We start from the raw sequence: 16,457 nt of genomic DNA on the forward strand, positions 1-16,457 counted from the left end.
TTTATTAGAGGCTGATTTGTCACTACATGTCTTTGTATTGAGAATCGAGACTTGCAATCAAATGCTGTGTGATATCATCCACGCTTGCGCTATTGAAGTGGATATCTAATGTTGAGCTACCTTTAGTAATACTCAAATTCGTATCTGCGCTGCCATCTTGACTTACTTCAACATGATAGCCGCCAGCGTCTCCTGTATGATTACCTGATTGTAAATCACTTAACAGATCGCCTACTTCATCTTTCGATAAATCATCAAACAGATCGGAGAAGTCTAGAGAGTCTTCACTGCTAGAAAAATCTGTGACAGTGTCGCGTTCGTTGGCCACGTCGATCCATTTGAAGATGTCCTCACCATCACCGCCAGTCAGAATGTCGCTGCCTAAACCACCAATCAAAATGTCATTATCTGCGCCACCGAACAGCTTGTCGTTTCCACCTTGCCCAAACAAGATGTCATTTCCTGCACCACCATAAATGGTGTCCGCTTGGTCATAATAACGAGATTGCTCAAACTCAGCTTGGTTTTCAGTAATGTAGTGATGAACTTCCTCCTTCGTTACCAGAGCAACATCTTTCCCCAGTTGAGAAGCTACATAGTTTTGTAGCGCAGAAACACCTTGCTCTCCATTGATATCAAAACGAATCGCATCACCAAAAATGATGTCGTTTCCATCAAGGCTACTAATCTCATCCTTGCCTTGCATTAATGACACTTCTTTGCCAAGAATCACTTCTGCAAGTTGATTAACATCGATGTTAGTTCTTACAACACCATCAGAGTCAAAGTGTTTCAACGAATCTTCATTCAGATGACCGCCAATACCTATTGAGCGTACTTCGCTAAATTCTGCCAATGCGCTATATGCGTTATTTGCTTGCTCAAGAACGTTGTTCCCAAAGTCGTCATATTCGTAAGAATTCAGCATCCTACCCATCTCTTCACCAGTAGAAAGGGAATATACTGTTCCACGGAAATCTATGACTATTTTATTGTTGTATGTAACTGTATCGCCAAATCTATAATCACTTGGCAAGACATCAGCCAAGGTCACTAACTGCTGCTCTGATACGCCAAGTACAACACTCTCTTTACTGCTATACCAATTCACATTGTTGTCTGTAGCTTGGTTTGGACGACCATCAGAAATGAAATAGCTTAAATTCGTTGCGCCACTATCAGCATTCTCAAACCAGTTCAATGCTGATTGGAAGCCTGCTTCATAGTTTGTGTTACCGTCGCCGCGCTTCACAATTGCGTCCAATATTGATTCTACTTGAGACTTAGCGTTGTCAGAGCTCAAATCCAACTCGAGCACCTGTTTGCTCTCAGTGGAAAAAGTGGTTAATAAAACGTTCACTTTGCCCGAATGAGGTCCACTCGCACTTTCGATCAGAGTATTCAGCACTGTTTTTAGTTCAGTTACCGCACGGCCAACGTCGTAACCCATACTGCCAGACGTATCGAGCATAAAGGCAATGTTGTAATCCTGACCTTCGACAATTTGTAACCCTTGAACATCACCAACGATCACGTCGTTATCATCGGACCCAACTATGTTGTTATCACCATGCGTACCAGAAACAAACTCATAATCACGGACTGAAACAGAAGCCGTGTCCGCTCCCATTTGAGTATTGTTATTAACTTCAACACTTCCTGCCGTCGCTGTTACATCAAAATCTAACGAGCCATTGTAATCTGCTGGTACAGTAATCGTACCGCTTAGTTGATGACTGGTTTGATTTGGTTCACTTGAAAGGTCAACCGTGTAAGAACCATCGCTGTTTTCAGTAACCGTTTTGCCATTCACCTCTAATGTTAGCCCTGAAGGGATTCCCGTTAAGGTGACGCTATCGTTAATGAATGACTCACTGCCATCCACATCGATAAGATCAAGGTTCAGCTCAAAAGAGACTTGCTGCTCTGTAAGTACAACATACTCTCCTGTGTTGTTATCTAGCTTGATAATGGCATCTTGGAAGATAAGTTGTTCAATTTCATAAAGGTGGTCACCCGACTCTTTATGAGTGCTCGAAACAACATCTTTTGTATCAATAAATCGACTATCTTCGACAATCCAATACGGGACTTCTGAGTGGTCAGATGCTGGGTAATAGCTGAAGTCGTAATCAGACAACTTACCAGAGTAAACAACTGTGTCCGTCTCAGCTTGATCATCTAATGAACCAATACCGCCATAGATAGAATCATTACCTCCTCCAGTCACAAAGATATCACTGCCTTGAGCATCAACGTTGGCACCTGCTTGTTGATCACCTACAAAACTCAGTGGTGATTCAGTGTCTCCGCTTAGCATTAAGTCGTTACCAGCATGACCATTATTAAACGCTTGTGTCACCACATGTTCAAAGTCAAGCCCTGGTAAATTACTTGCCTCAAGCAGATCTTTAAGTTCTTCGTCTGTAGACCAGCTTCCGCCTAATGTCACAGGTACAGACGTTACTGGACCGAAAGTAAGGTCAATCTTAATTGGGTCCGCTACAGGCTCTATGTCGATACTCAACGTACCTGAAGCAGAAGAATTGCCATCACTAACAGTGAAATGAATCTGCTCGTAAGTATCCAAGCCGTTCCCAACACCGTCTTTATCGAAAACATCTGCACCAGATTCATGTTCAGCAGGAACATAGCGAACAAGACCACTTTCGATATCAGAAGCGAGTACACTGCCAGAAACCACTTCCCAACCATCAGGACCTTTCACTTGTAGTGAGCCATTTAGAGCAGAAGTGTCAAACTCAACACTTACCCCACTGTCAACGACTCCTAAATGTTCTAGTGTGATAACAATCGCTTCGTCTTCTAATCCGGAAATTTCGTTGCTTTGAACCGTTGGCGGAACATCATTATCATCAATATAGCCAACGCCAGATACATCTCCGACTTTAATCACAAGGCTTTCTGTTGATTCAACCAACTGATCATCAATGCTTGGAATGGTAATCTCAAAGCCATTCACACCGGCTGGAACAATAAGGTATCCGCCCAAATACTTCACGCCATTAGTAAAAGTTGCGTTCGACAAATCAATGTCTTGAGAGCTCGTACTAGAACCCTCTGCAGAGAAATCCACTTGATACTTAACGGTCTGATCTGTTGCATTATTTAGAGAAACAGAAAATGTGACATTGTCACCTTCAACAACAGTAACACCTGTAATGCTCTGCACAGCAGGTCCATTTTCCGCAACATTACCATCTAGCATTTCGTTAACGATATTGACTGTAGATGGATCGCTAACGCCACTTTCAGAGTCGACTGCCACATATCCAAAGCTGTCTTCGGCAGGAACACCTTCTACATAACGTAACTCCCAGTTACCTTCATTTTTCGTAGAAAAATCTAACTGAGTAATGACCGAACCTTCAGGAAGAGCTAGATCTCTCCCATAACCAACGCTTGTTTCTTGGAATAGCATGAAGTTGCCTTCAGGCTTCAAAAACTCGAACGTTTGAGTCTGTTGGACATTATTTGAATCTAAGTATGTAACCGTAATAAGCGCTGCGTTGTCATCACCGTAATCAAACAATCCACCTAATCCATCTAGACCAAGGTTTACAGAGCCAACAGGATTATTAGACAAATCGACCGTAATCGTTTCACCCTTCTCAATACCCTGCCCGTCATTGTCAGCGATACCATTGCCGATGTGTGACACCTGACGGTTGTATTGCGCAAGTTCACCGCTATCAGAGGAAATCGTGATAGAGGCTCCATTTGCTAAATGCTCAATACGGGAATGTGATGGTCCACCATCCTCACTTAATCCCCAGTTATTGAAATCTGATGTAGATTCTGAGCCATTAGGCGTATTTGGACGATCTTTGATACCTAATAAGAAGCCAACATTATCAGCTTCATAGTAAAGACTGTCTTTGTCATAAAGCGTATCGCTTACTTCTTTAATTTCGTGCAACTCACCGTCACTATCTTTAAAGAACAACGTACCTGATGTTGGCAGTTCAGTAATCCGGACATGTAGATCGTTGCCTTTTAAGTCGTCTTCAACATCCGCGATATGATCCTTAGAGTCACCGCTCCCCAGAGGTTTCGTATCGGTATCAAACACAACTTGCGTAAGCTGATCATCGGCGACATGCGTAAAGTCTTCACTTTCAGGCTTGTCGTTTACTGGTGTCACATTGACCGTGACGGTGGTGGACTCAGACACACCGCCTGATGTCACGACATAAGTGAAAGTATCTTTACCGACGTAGTTATCATCTGGTGTGTAGGTCACCGTACCATCGTTGTTTACGGTGACGGTACCATTTTTAGGACCATTCTCAGCGTCCAGAGACACCACTTTATCGTCGCCTTCGAACGTGTCGTTACCTAAGACGTTAATGATAGTTGGTGTGTCTTCGACTACATTTGTGCTGTCAGCCTTGATGTCGACTACTGGTGCAACCGTAAAGTCCACCGTTTGGCTAATGCTTTCACCACTTGGGTCGGTAGCAGTAAACGTTAAGGTTTCTGAGCCGTTCCAGTCTGCTGTTGGTGAAATGGTAGCAACACCATTCACAATAGAAATTTGGATGCTGTTATTGCCAGAGACTGAGAATTCTAGCGAGGAATCAGAATCTTTGAATACTTCATTCAAGTCGATCGTGTATGCATCGAAATCTTCCGATAACACTTGGTCTGCAATGGCATTTTCAACAGTCGGTGCATCGTTAACACGATTCACAACCAAACTATCACTGTCGTTAGCTGTTGGATTAACACCATCCGATACTGACGCACTGATAGTCAGATCTTTAAGGTTGAGTTCGTCGTTGTTAACCGCGTCAACGCCCGCTTGAGTCAGCTTGACTTCATCACCAACCAACACAAAGTAACCGTTTGAGTTGTTTTCTAGAGAAACGGTTAATTGGTCTTCTGGCGTATCAATATCAGCGACTTCCAACGTCGCCACTAACGTATCGGTGCTCACTGCGTTTTCAGTGATGCCCTCTACTGCATCAACCTTGATGGTTGGCGCATCGTTTACTGGATTTACTGTAACAGTTACTTTCGCTTCGTCGGTCAATTGGCCGTCCGTTACGGTGTAAGTGATTTCGGCGTCGCCATTGAAGTTCTCGGCCGGAGTGAAAACAAGTTTGCCATTCACCACTTCAACCGTACCCTGCTCTTTAGGTACAGAGGCTGATTCAATACTCAGCTTGTCGCCATCCACATCAGAATCGTTTGGCAGGACATCAATGGTAACTGCGGTGTCTTCTTGTGTCGTAGCGATGTCATCTTTCGCCACTGGTGCATCATTCACTGGCGTCACATCGACGCGCACTGTGGTGGATTCCGATACCCCGCCTGATGTCACGACATAAGTGAAAGTATCTTTACCGACGTAGTTATCATTTGGTGTGTAAGTCACGCTGCCGTCAGGATTGACCGAGACCGTGCCGTTGGCTGGGCCGTTATTGATATCGAGCGACACCACTTTACCGTCGTCTTCGAACGTATCGTTACCTAAAACCTTAATGATGGTTGGCGTGTCTTCCACAACCGTCGCTTTGTCTGCCACGATGTCCGCCACAGGCGCAACCGTAAAGTCCACCGTTTGGCTAACGCTTTCGCCGCTTGGGTCTTTAGCTGTAAACGTAATTGTCTCTTTGCCATTCCAATCCGCAGTCGGATTGATTGTGGCGACGCCATTCACAATAGAAATTTGGATGCTGTTATTGCCAGAGACTGAGAATTCTAGCGAGGAATCAGAATCTTTGAATACTTCATTCAAGTCGATCGTGTATACATCGAAATCTTCCGCTAGCACTTGGTCTGCAATGGCATTTTCAACAGTCGGTGCATCGTTAACACGATTCACAATCAAACTATCACTGTCGCTCGCCGTTGGATTAACACCATCCGATACTGACGCGCTGATAGTCAGGTCTTTAAGGTTGAGTTCATCGTTGTTAACCGCGTCAACACCCGCTTGAGTCAGCTTGACCTCATTGCCAACCAACACGAAGTAGCCGTTTGAGTTATTTTCTAAAGAAACGGTTAATTGGTCTTCAGGCGTGTCAGTATCGCGAACCGTTAAGGTTGCGACTACCGTATCAGTGCTCACTGCATCTTCAGTGATGCTTTCTACGGCTTCAACCTTGATGGTTGGTGCATCGTTCACTGGATTTACTGTAACAGTTACTTTCGCTTCGTCGGTCAATTCACCGTCCGTTACAGTGTAAGTAATTTCAGCATCACCATTGAAGTTTTCTGCCGGAGTGAAGACGAGTTTGCCATCAACCACTTCAACCGTACCCTGCTCTTTAGGAACAGAGGCTGATTCAATACTCAGCTTATCGCCATCCACGTCGGTGTCGTTAGTCAGTACATCAATGGTAACTGCGGTGTCTTCTTGTATAGATGTGGTGTCATCAACGGCAACAGGACTGTCATTTACAGGCGTAACCGTAACAGTCACTTTCGCTTCGTCCGTCAAATCGCCATCAGTTACGATATAAGTGATGGTTGCTTCACCGTTGAAGTTCTCAGCTGGCGTGAACACCAGTTTGCCGTCGACAATGTCAACTGAGCCTTGCTCTGAAGGAACTGATGCTGATTGAATGCTGAGTACGTCACCTTCAACATCACTATCATTGACTAAAACATCAATCGTAACAGCGGTGTCTTCTCCTGTCGTAATTACATCATTTTCTGCGTTTGGCGCATCATTGATAGGCAGAATATCGAGATTTGCAGAACCAGATACCACTAGGTCTTCGTCATCAATAATGTCGAAAGTGAAAGAGACTTCTGTGTCATCATCGATTTGCGGAGTGAAAGTCCACGTGCCATCACCATTGTCGACAAGAGTACCATTCCCTTTATCGATAATGAGGTCCTCAACAGATAATGTGTCTTTGCCTTCATCATCAACATTTGACAGTAACTCTTCCGTCGTAATGATGATTGAACCACCGTCCTCTTCAATCACATCAAGAGTAACTGGCGTTGTTGCCAAAGGTTTATCAGTGCTATCAGCACTCGTTTGAAGATTACTTCGGAATAGATCGTTCAGTGCTAGAACTTGTGTTTGCGATAGTCCTAGAGACTCAATACCAATGGTTTCAAAACTGGTGGATGCCAAGAGTTCAGTACCATCGCGAACAATTGTCGCACTGGTTTGCAGACTAGAGCCGCCGTTCTCACCAGCTGCTGGCGCAAACTCTTCATCTACAGCAGAAGGGTCTTGTCCTTGTTCGATTGCACTAATGATTTGTAAAACATCATCAGTGACACCTTTAGAACCTTGCTCTTGAGTCAATTGCACGTTTAAATCCAGAGGGCCAACATCTGTTGATGTCACAACCACTTCTCCTGGTCGTGGCTGTTGTCCCTCCGTTAGTACTCTCAGCTTCCCATCTAATCCTATTACAACGACTTGATTGCCGAGTGAAACTAACGCTGTACGATCCATATAAAACTTCACCCCAAATTACTGTCAACTTTTTGACTAACGATACTAATTTGCTATATATTGCCCGAATATATACTGCAATAACAGTAATTTGATGCCTATTTTCAACTTATAAGTCACAATTTTCCCATATTGTCGATTTTCAGTTGGTGGGTGATTTAGATCTCTGTATAAGCAACTATAAATGTAACAAAACCAAATAAAGGTGATATTAGTTCGAAGTTAAGCCCCGAGTAGGCGTATTTTCGTATCACTTTTGAAACACATTCTAAACAAAGCGATTGGTTACATCGTCGATTATTAGTGGTATTGTGCGCTAAATTATTGACGCCCTTATAGGTATTCCACTTATAAGCCCTCTCGCCTCGAGAAATTACATAACCATCTAGGAGAATCACAGTGAAGTGGACTCGTGCCAACGCCTTTTGTATTGGTGTATTCGCCGCTAGTCATGCTTTTGGGCAAACACTAGAGCAAGCCGTAGAAAATACGCTAAAAACAAATCCCGATATTAAAAGCGCGTTCAATGAATTCGTTAGCAAGCAGTATGTGAATGAAGCATCTGGCGGTGCTTACCTCCCTTCCGTCGATCTTGACGCAGGTATCGGTTACGAAGGTATAAATCCTGCAGAATCAGGACGAGACTCAACCGATCTGACTCGTAAAGAAGCCACTATCACTTTAACGCAATTGATTTGGGATGGCTCTGCCACTCTTAATGATATGGACCGTACTGCTGCAGATGCAGAATCTGTGCGATACCAACTACTTGCGGATGCGCAAGACACTGCGTTGGAAGTGACTAAGGTGTACTTAGATTCCGTTAAAGCGTATGAAATTCTTTCTCTTTCAGAGAACAACCTGAAAGTTCATAAGAAAATTTATGAAGACATTAAAAAACGTGTCAACTCAGGTATCGGCTCGACCGCAGACCTGACTCAAGTTGAGGCGCGTTTAGCAAAAGCGCACGGTAACTTAGTTGCGGCTCAAAATAACCTGTTTGATAGCCAAACGATGTTTACGCGTCTTGTCGGACAATCGCCACAAGGATTGATCTTCCCACGCGCGGATCAAAACTTCATCCCATACACAATCGATGAAGCGATTGACTTGGCATTTGAATCTCACCCTGTCATCAAAATCTCGGTTGCAGATGTGGATTCAGCGAAGTTCCAGTACAAACAATCGAAAGGAACTTACTACCCGACCATTTCTGTAGAAGCAGCACAAACATGGCGCAACGATGCCGGCGGTATTGAAGGCAGCAGCGATGAAACGACAGCAATGCTTCGAATGCGTTACAACTTGTTCAACGGTGGTAGTGATGTTGCGAACGCAGAAAGCTTTGCATATCAGTTAAACAAAGCGAAAGATCTACGAGAGCGCGCATACCGAAATGTCGAAGAAGGACTTCGCTTGTCTTGGAGTGCGTTAGATTTAACTCTGCAACAAAAAGAGTTTTTAGCTGACCACGTAGACTCAGCTTCTGAAACGGTCATTGCTTACGAAAAGCAATATCGCATTGGTAAGCGTACTCTACTTGACCTTTTGAATACTGAAAACGAACTGTTCGAAGCAAGAAAGAACTATTTAGACGCTAAATACGCGGAACAATACGCGAAGTACCGAGTGATGAATGCTACGGGTCAACTGTTGAATGCCTTGCGTGTTGATGTACCAACAGAATGGAACCAGAAGGTGGAGTACTAATCATGAAACCGATGAAACTGCTATTGGCATTAAGCGTTATCGCCGTTACGCAACAAGCAATCGCTGAAGATGAGTACGATTACCGTGCATTCCCTACCGCAGAACAAATTGCTGACTTACAAGACGAAGATAACGACGGTGTGATTAACGCTCGCGACCTATGTCCGGGGACGCCAGCTGGCTCTGAAGTTGACAATGATGGCTGTGGCGAATACATCAAAGCATCTGAGAAAATGCAGGTTCGTGTGCTATTTGCCAACGATTCTGATGAGATCAATCCGGTATTTCGTCGTCAAATTCGTGAGTTGTCCGAGTTCTTGAAGGATTACCCAACGACCTCGATTGAACTACAAGGTTACGCGAGTAAAACAGGTGGTTCAAAACACAATCAAGATCTCTCTGAACGACGAGCGAAAAACGTGCGTGACGCGCTATTAAGTTACGGTATTGAACCAAATCGTGTTCGCATCATTGGTTTTGGTGACACACATCTAGCAGAGCAAGGCACCGATCAGGTAAGTCACGCACTTAACCGCCGAGTGACCGCATCTGTTGTTGGTTACAAGGGTAAAGTTAAAAAAGAGTGGACGATCTTTACGACGCTTCCTGAAGCAGAAAGCTAATCTAAACTTTTACACTCTCACATCGCACTCAGATTTGACAAAAGGAGCTTCGGCTCCTTTTCTTTTCATAGTGGCTTGAAGCCGTATTATGCTTTAGGAATCGGCGCTTTAGTGGTAATCTAGCGGCGTCATAACAATGAGAGTTTTGAAATGAGCAAACTTACATCAGATATCCAAGCAAACCTTGATCTTTTCGTAGCAGAAACGAAAGAAAACCAACTCGTTTGGGGTCTACGCAATGAAGAAGGTTGGTTGTCTTGCGATTCAACTGAGTTCGAAAATAGCGAAGTAATGCCTTTCTGGTCTTCAAAAGAAGATGCTGAAGCGCACAACGTTGAAGAGTGGGCAGATTTTACTGTTCTTGAAATTCCACTAGATATCTTTGTAGAAGATTGGCTTCTGACTCTTGCTGAAGACGGCGTTCTTGTTGGTACAAACTGGAATGATCAGCTAGAAGGCAAAGAAATGGAGCCTCAAGATCTAGCGAAGCTATACGTAGACTAATCGCGTTGACCTCGGCACGTGTGCCGGGGTTTCTATTCCCTCCCCTAATTCTCAACACAAATATCGACCCACTTCATAGTTTTTCCATTCAGTATTGTTTATTCACTTCACGTGGTCACATCGCCTATAAGATAATGGGTATAACATACTGAAAAGATTATATAAGAAAAACACAAGGCTACTTCCTTATGCGCGCGCTGTCTCCTTTGCTTGCGTCACTGCTTTTTTGCAGTCAAATATACGCAAGTGACTCTACCGAGATTGAACACACCCAAAACTTTACGCAATGGCACGCTGTCTATCAAACAACGTTACACAACGATGCGGCTTCTGCTCTTAGCATGCTTCAAGACCGTTATCATACTTCCGTATCTGACAGCGAGAGACTTTACGTCAGTGGGTTGATTTATGAGTACATGGCCAACATTAAGCAGCCTTATTACGGAAGTAGCCAAATCTTAAACAATGATTTCGCGAAGTTAGAATCTGAGTACATTCTCGCTTTAAACGAACGTAAACATGGCAGTTATGACGCTTCTGTTGCCAGTTTCAGCTCGTTAAGGCAAAAGATGAAACAAAATGGTGACGAGGAAGGTAAAGCGTTGATGAATTACCAACTTTGCTACACGCTAAACCAGCAAGGCCGTTACCACAAGGCAAACTTCTTTTGCTCATCTCTCGAAAGCCATTTAGACGATAAGCACGCAGAAGTCTTCCCTGCAGACTTGGCGTTGCGAGTCGTAGCGAACAACTACAATTATCGCGGCGACTACGAAAAAGCTCTGAGCTTGTACCGCCGTCTGCTTGCCAATATGTCTTATCAAAGCGACCCATCTGGTATTTATAACGATGTCGGCAATTTACTGGCCGAATTAGGACAGTTTGAGCAATCGGAGCAATACCTCATCCAATCCTTGCTTGCGCGTCAACTTGAGGAGGCCCCACTCAAAGTGGCGCAAGTCGAACACAGCCTAGCTCGGATGTATAACAAATCGAAAGATTTCGATAAGGCCATTAACCACTACCAGAACTCATTGAAAATCTTGGAAGAGCTCCACTATCCGTATGGACAAGGCTTGGCGTATTTGGGTCTTGCTTCCGCTATTGCTGAAATTGGCAACCTTGAACAAGCCGTCAAATACATTAACAAAGCACTCGGTTTGGGCGAGCGATACGAAAACAACCATTTGCAAACCGAGGGGCATTTAGCCGCTGGTTTTGCTTATCTGAAAAATGACGCGCCAGAAAAGGCGATCGAGCACGGTAAAGAAGCGTTCACACTAGCAATGGAAAACTCAAGGCCATTGCTACAAGCGAGAGCACAACTGTTGCTGTCCAATGCTTACCAAGAACTTGGGGATTACAAAGCGGCGCTAAGTCACTATGAAGCGTATTCAACATTGGAACTAGATAACCGAGACACCAGTAACATCAAGGCAATGGAAGCTCTTGACCTCACCAAAAATGAGTACGAATACGAACTGCAACTGATCAAACTTGCGAACGAGCGGAATTTAAAGCAGAGCGAGTTTGAAAAGCTTACAGATCAAAAACGCGCGTACAATTTTGTGGTGGCCTGCTTAGTGCTTCTTTTGGTGCTGGCAATAATGGCTCAGCGACAAACTCGAAACAAAGCACGGATAGACAGTTTAACGTGCGCCTTAAATAGAACCGCGATCATTGAGACCATCAAAAGCCAAACCTCGAAAACTCATCAAGAGATGCGATATGTTCTGGCTTTAATTGACTTAGATAACTTTAAAGCCATCAATGATACCTACGGCCACCCTACTGGCGATTTGGTTTTGAAACACGTTTGTCAAAGCATCCGCGTAAAACTCAATAAAGGTGAATACATCGGGCGTTTAGGTGGAGAGGAATTTGTTCTTTTACTCAAAAACGTTGATGAAATTGATGTACCGTTCCGAGTTCAAAGTTTGCATAAAACTATTTCGGAAAAACAAATCAAAACGGAAAGAAATGAAGACCTTCGTGTAACGGCAAGCTTGGCCTATCTATCGACATCAATGCCACTCACCAACTTCGATGAGCTGTACTCGATATTAGACCAAGCTTTGTATCAGGCGAAGAGAAATGGCAAAAACGCGGTTGTTGATGCGTACAATGAGCCAATTAACCTGAGTTCAGAATTTGCAAATTCGTGAAGGTCTGTTTATAGACCTTCTGATTCCTGCTTTTGAACCAAAGATTTCATAACTGCATCTTTGTTATTCAAGTAATCATCGAGCCCGGCTTTGCGTAAATCACACGATGGGCAATCGCCACAACCATCACCGATGATGCCGTTGTAGCAAGTTAGCGTGTTTTCACGAACCAGTTGCAACGCATTGTATTGATCCGCTAACGCCCATGTTTCTGCCTTATTGAGCCACATCAGCGGTGTTTTGATCGTCAAAGCTCGATCCATACCTTTAACCAGCGCCGTGTTCATTGATTTCACAAAATCATCTCGGCAATCTGGGTAGCCACTAAAGTCCGTTTCACACACGCCCGTAATCACCGTATCGGCACCGATTTGGTAAGCATAAATGCCAGCAAGAGTTAAGAACAAAATATTACGGCCAGGCACAAACGAGTTCGGCAAGCCATTCTCTTGTAATTCGTGAGAAACAGGGATGTCATCACGCGTCAGAGAGCTGATAGCAAGTTCATTCAGTAAACCAACATCCATCACTTTATGCGCTTTTACACCAAGGTCTTTGGCGATCTTTTGCGCAACTTCGATCTCCAGTTTATGACGTTGGCCATAATCAAAAGTGATTGCATGCACTTCATCAAACTCTTTAAGGGCTTGTACGAGACAGGTTGTCGAGTCTTGCCCGCCACTGAAAACAACAACAGCTTTTTTCATTTTACTCTCCGAGCTTAAGCAATACTTAGGTATTTATGAGTTTGAATAGATAGACGCCAATTGCGCGCGATGCACGTTTCGATACACAACTGAGTTGCGCGAGGCTTCTGGCTGATTGGTTGTAAAGCGATCACCGTTTCTGTCTTTATATCAGCGTTTGCAAGTAGTTCATCAAGATGATCGATGTCTTTTTGCGTACCGACTGGGTGCTTGATTTCATTAGCACGCTCCAAAGCACTTTTCAGTACGGGCAATTTACCTTTCATCGCCACTTTTGGTGACACTGTCACCCACGTTTTTTCAGACGTGACGACTTCTGATGTCCCACTGGTTTCAATCTGGCACTGACAGCCCATATCTTCAAACGCTTTGCTCAACGGACGCAAATCGTAAATGCACGGTTCACCACCAGTGATAACAATATGCTTCGCATTGAAGCCTTGCTGTTTGTATTGTTCTACGATGTCTTCAGCCGATGCCTTGCACCAAGTCGGAGAATCTTCCGTCTTCACCAAAATATCACCAATAGGACGCTGATCCTTTTCTTCGGCATCCCACGTTTGTTTTGTATCACACCAACTGCACCCTACTGGGCACTCTTGCAAGCGAACGAAAACGGCAGGAACACCAGTAAAGATCCCTTCCCCTTGGATGGTTTCAAACATCTCATTTAGCTTATACAACGCAGAACTCACTTAACTCATAAAACTTCGAGGCGAAGACCTTAATGGAGAGGCGTGTCTAGGTCAATTCAAACCAAAAATTAATTGTTAAAATAGCCCATTTTGTAGTTTCATACTCAGGTTCCCATTATTTTAAGGTAAGTAAAGATGTACAAACTGATCGCCCTAGACATGGACGGCACGTTATTAAACAGTGACAAAGCGATTTCAGAAGAAAACAAACACGCTATAGCGAAAGCTCGTGAAGCTGGCGTTACTGTCGTTTTGGCTTCTGGCCGCCCACTTGAAGGCATGCAGGCAAAATTGGATGAGCTGAATATTCATTCCGATAAAGATTTTGTCCTTTTCTACAATGGTTCTATGGTTAAAAATGTAGGTACAAACGAAATTATCCACCAGCAAATCATTGATGGTAAGGCAGCTAAATTAGTCGCTCATAAAGCGAAAGAACTAGGCGCTTATGTGCACGCATTCAGCCAAGTGCACGGCTTGATCACTAATGAGAACAACCCATACACTGACATCGAAGCCAACATTAATGGCTTAGACGTGACAGAGATGAATTTTGAATCGCTAGAAGATGATCATCCAATCATCAAAGCAATGATGGTTGCCGAGCCAAGTAAACTCACCGAGGTCATCGCTGCGCTTCCACCTGAAATGCGTGAAGAGTTTACTGTTGTTCAAAGTGCCCCATTCTTCCTAGAGTTTCTTAACCCAGCGAGTAACAAAGGCATCGGAGTTGCAGCGATTGCTGAGTACTTAGGAATTCAACCAGAAGAAGTGATCTGTATGGGTGATGCTGAAAATGACCACCACATGCTGAAGTACGCAGGTCTTGGTATCGCAATGGCAAATGCGATGGAAGAAACCAAGAGAATCGCAGATTACATCACTGAAAGTAACGACGACCACGGCGTAGCGAAAGCAATTGAGAAATTTGTTCTTAACGCTTAGCTCTCGCTTTATAAAAGTAGCTTTACAGAATTAAGCACCTAAAACACAAAAAGCCTCGCGAATTGCGAGGCTTTTTACTTGATACCGAAGTACTTATTATTCTGACAGTTTGAGCTCTTCTTGGTACTGATTTTGATGAGTCAATCTTCTTGCCATAAAGATGAACAACAGCATCAATATCGGATAGTGGAACGTCATAAACACCAATGACCAAAAACCGCTGGAAGAGACGCTCGTCGCAGCAAACAAATACACCTGCTGAGTCAATATCAACGCCAAAGTGACAAAAATCATCTGCTTACTGTTTAATCTCACCTGAGACTCCTTAAACGTAAGCACGAGTGCAGAAGCCGTGATCAACATCGCTAACCAGTTGCCAAACACAGGTAACGGCCAAATCACCGAAATAACGGCAGTCACTGCAGTCAACGTAAACCACACTCCTTTTGAGCTGAGGAGTTGATCAACATTGACCTCTGGATTCGTTTCCAAACGTAATACGTGCCAAGCAACCAAGATGCCCAACAAGGCACCCAGTAACATATCAAGAATAAACGCAGAACCTAGGAAGAACTTGCACAGCATGACTATTAGCGTGATAGCGGCCATCAACACCGTGGTACTGTTAAATCCAAAGCTGTGCGTTCTTTGGAACAAAAATGTCAACACACAGAACCAAACCGCAATAGGCAAGCTTGGAAAACTAAAGCCGTAACTGTTTGGAAGTTCCGCCATAGGCACGTACACATGCGGCCTTGGTAGAGAAAATCCCTGCTGTGCCACCAAAACCATTAAAGATGTCGCGGTAATGGCGAAGAACAGTCGGTACACAAAGCGACTATCAAAGCGCATCATGACGAACGGGAATAAAAACAGCAAAATAGTCGGCGTCGTCAGCTCCATCACTACGCTTGCAAACTCGTACGCGGCTTTGTAACTGTTGTCTGAAAGCTCACCAATCCAACCTTGTAGTTCCATCACCCAAGAGAGCTCGATCTGACGGAATGTAGGTGCAGACTCAATTAGCTGTGTAACGTAAGAAACCGGCTGGTTTGTTGCATTAGCAAAAAGGTTAACAACTGCTGGCCATTGAGCCGGATAGCGATATTGAGATGCCGTAAGTTCACTTGGGTTAAGCAGCATGGCAGAAGCCACTTCCACACCGTAATGAGGCGCAAACCAAGAAGGCAGCTCGTTTCCACCCAATGAGTTATTCATAGAAAAGGCGATAACTTCAGAATCAGATACGCAGTCGAACAAGATCGCAGTTGAGGTTCTACCCAACTCATTACCGACAGTTACTGCAAGCCCCGTTTCTTCCCACGTTTCTCGTTGCGCGGCAATTTCTGGAGATTCACCTTCAATAATAGTACCTCCCGGCAAGGAGATTTTGTTGGTGAGAATTTCATGAACCAGTACAAGCTTGTCGTCGGCTCGAACAACACAGAGCGCGCCTTTAATTCCATTCAATGACGAACCGGATACCGATTTTGCCATTGTCACTGAAGACGTAGAAAGCAAAGCAGAAAAGAGAGTGAGAAAAAACAACTGTCTCAGCACAAGATAAACCTTTAATGAAGAGAATAATGACCAATGCATGATGGCAGTATTACCAATATTTTTCGACATAAATTAAGTAACGAGTTATGCATATGATGCAC

Annotated in this window: 9 protein-coding genes; 5 read left to right on the forward strand and 4 right to left on the reverse strand. The window is 44.0% G+C overall.

The genetic code is table 11. The features are described 5' to 3' along the window. Window positions 1–22 precede the first annotated feature (22 nt). A complete protein-coding gene (locus DYB02_RS09250) occupies window positions 23–7,336 on the reverse strand; it encodes a tandem-95 repeat protein (RefSeq protein WP_041955118.1) in 7,314 nt (2,437 codons plus the stop codon). Window positions 7,337–7,846: 510 nt separating this feature from the next. Between DYB02_RS09250 and DYB02_RS09255 the strand changes: the two genes are divergently transcribed. The 4 genes from DYB02_RS09255 to DYB02_RS09270 all read left to right on the forward strand — a co-directional run bounded on the left by DYB02_RS09255 (window position 7,847) and on the right by DYB02_RS09270 (window position 12,449). Further along, window positions 7,847–9,157: a TolC family outer membrane protein gene (locus tag DYB02_RS09255; RefSeq protein ID WP_005464216.1), complete on the forward strand. Its 1,311-nt coding sequence runs from the start codon at window positions 7,847–7,849 to the stop codon at window positions 9,155–9,157. A gap of 2 nt (window positions 9,158–9,159) precedes the next feature. Beyond that, complete coding sequence (locus DYB02_RS09260; RefSeq protein ID WP_021453008.1) at window positions 9,160–9,780, forward strand: OmpA family protein; 621 nt, start codon at window positions 9,160–9,162, stop codon at window positions 9,778–9,780. Between the two features lie 150 nt (window positions 9,781–9,930). Next, window positions 9,931–10,284: a DUF2750 domain-containing protein gene (locus tag DYB02_RS09265; RefSeq protein WP_005477755.1), complete on the forward strand. Its 354-nt coding sequence runs from the start codon at window positions 9,931–9,933 to the stop codon at window positions 10,282–10,284. Window positions 10,285–10,472: 188 nt separating this feature from the next. Next, window positions 10,473–12,449 (forward strand): tetratricopeptide repeat-containing diguanylate cyclase, encoded by a 1,977-nt coding sequence (locus tag DYB02_RS09270; RefSeq protein WP_029805837.1) that lies wholly within the window; start codon window positions 10,473–10,475, stop codon window positions 12,447–12,449. A gap of 8 nt (window positions 12,450–12,457) precedes the next feature. On the opposite strand, the gene queC is transcribed toward DYB02_RS09270, so the two are convergent. Both queC and queE read right to left on the reverse strand, forming a co-directional pair. After that, window positions 12,458–13,156: a 7-cyano-7-deazaguanine synthase QueC gene (gene queC / locus DYB02_RS09275; RefSeq protein ID WP_017448988.1), complete on the reverse strand. Its 699-nt coding sequence runs from the start codon at window positions 13,154–13,156 to the stop codon at window positions 12,458–12,460. Window positions 13,157–13,170: 14 nt separating this feature from the next. Further along, window positions 13,171–13,821 (reverse strand): 7-carboxy-7-deazaguanine synthase QueE, encoded by a 651-nt coding sequence (gene queE / locus DYB02_RS09280; RefSeq protein ID WP_029805835.1) that lies wholly within the window; start codon window positions 13,819–13,821, stop codon window positions 13,171–13,173. A gap of 165 nt (window positions 13,822–13,986) precedes the next feature. On the opposite strand from queE, the gene DYB02_RS09285 reads away from it, so the two are divergent. After that, window positions 13,987–14,796, forward strand: coding sequence for a Cof-type HAD-IIB family hydrolase (locus DYB02_RS09285; RefSeq protein WP_021453162.1), 810 nt, complete (start codon window positions 13,987–13,989; stop codon window positions 14,794–14,796). A gap of 96 nt (window positions 14,797–14,892) precedes the next feature. Here DYB02_RS09285 and DYB02_RS09290 read toward each other — a convergent pair whose 3' ends face one another. Beyond that, window positions 14,893–16,356 carry a bifunctional NUDIX hydrolase/phosphatase PAP2 family protein gene (locus DYB02_RS09290; RefSeq protein ID WP_025611082.1) on the reverse strand — a complete coding sequence of 488 codons (1,464 nt, stop codon included), beginning with the start codon at window positions 16,354–16,356 and terminating at the stop codon, window positions 14,893–14,895. Between the last annotated feature and the right edge of the window lie 101 nt (window positions 16,357–16,457).

It is taken from the genome of Vibrio parahaemolyticus, assembly GCF_900460535.1.
In the GTDB taxonomy this organism is placed as follows: Bacteria; Pseudomonadota; Gammaproteobacteria; order Enterobacterales; family Vibrionaceae; genus Vibrio; species Vibrio parahaemolyticus.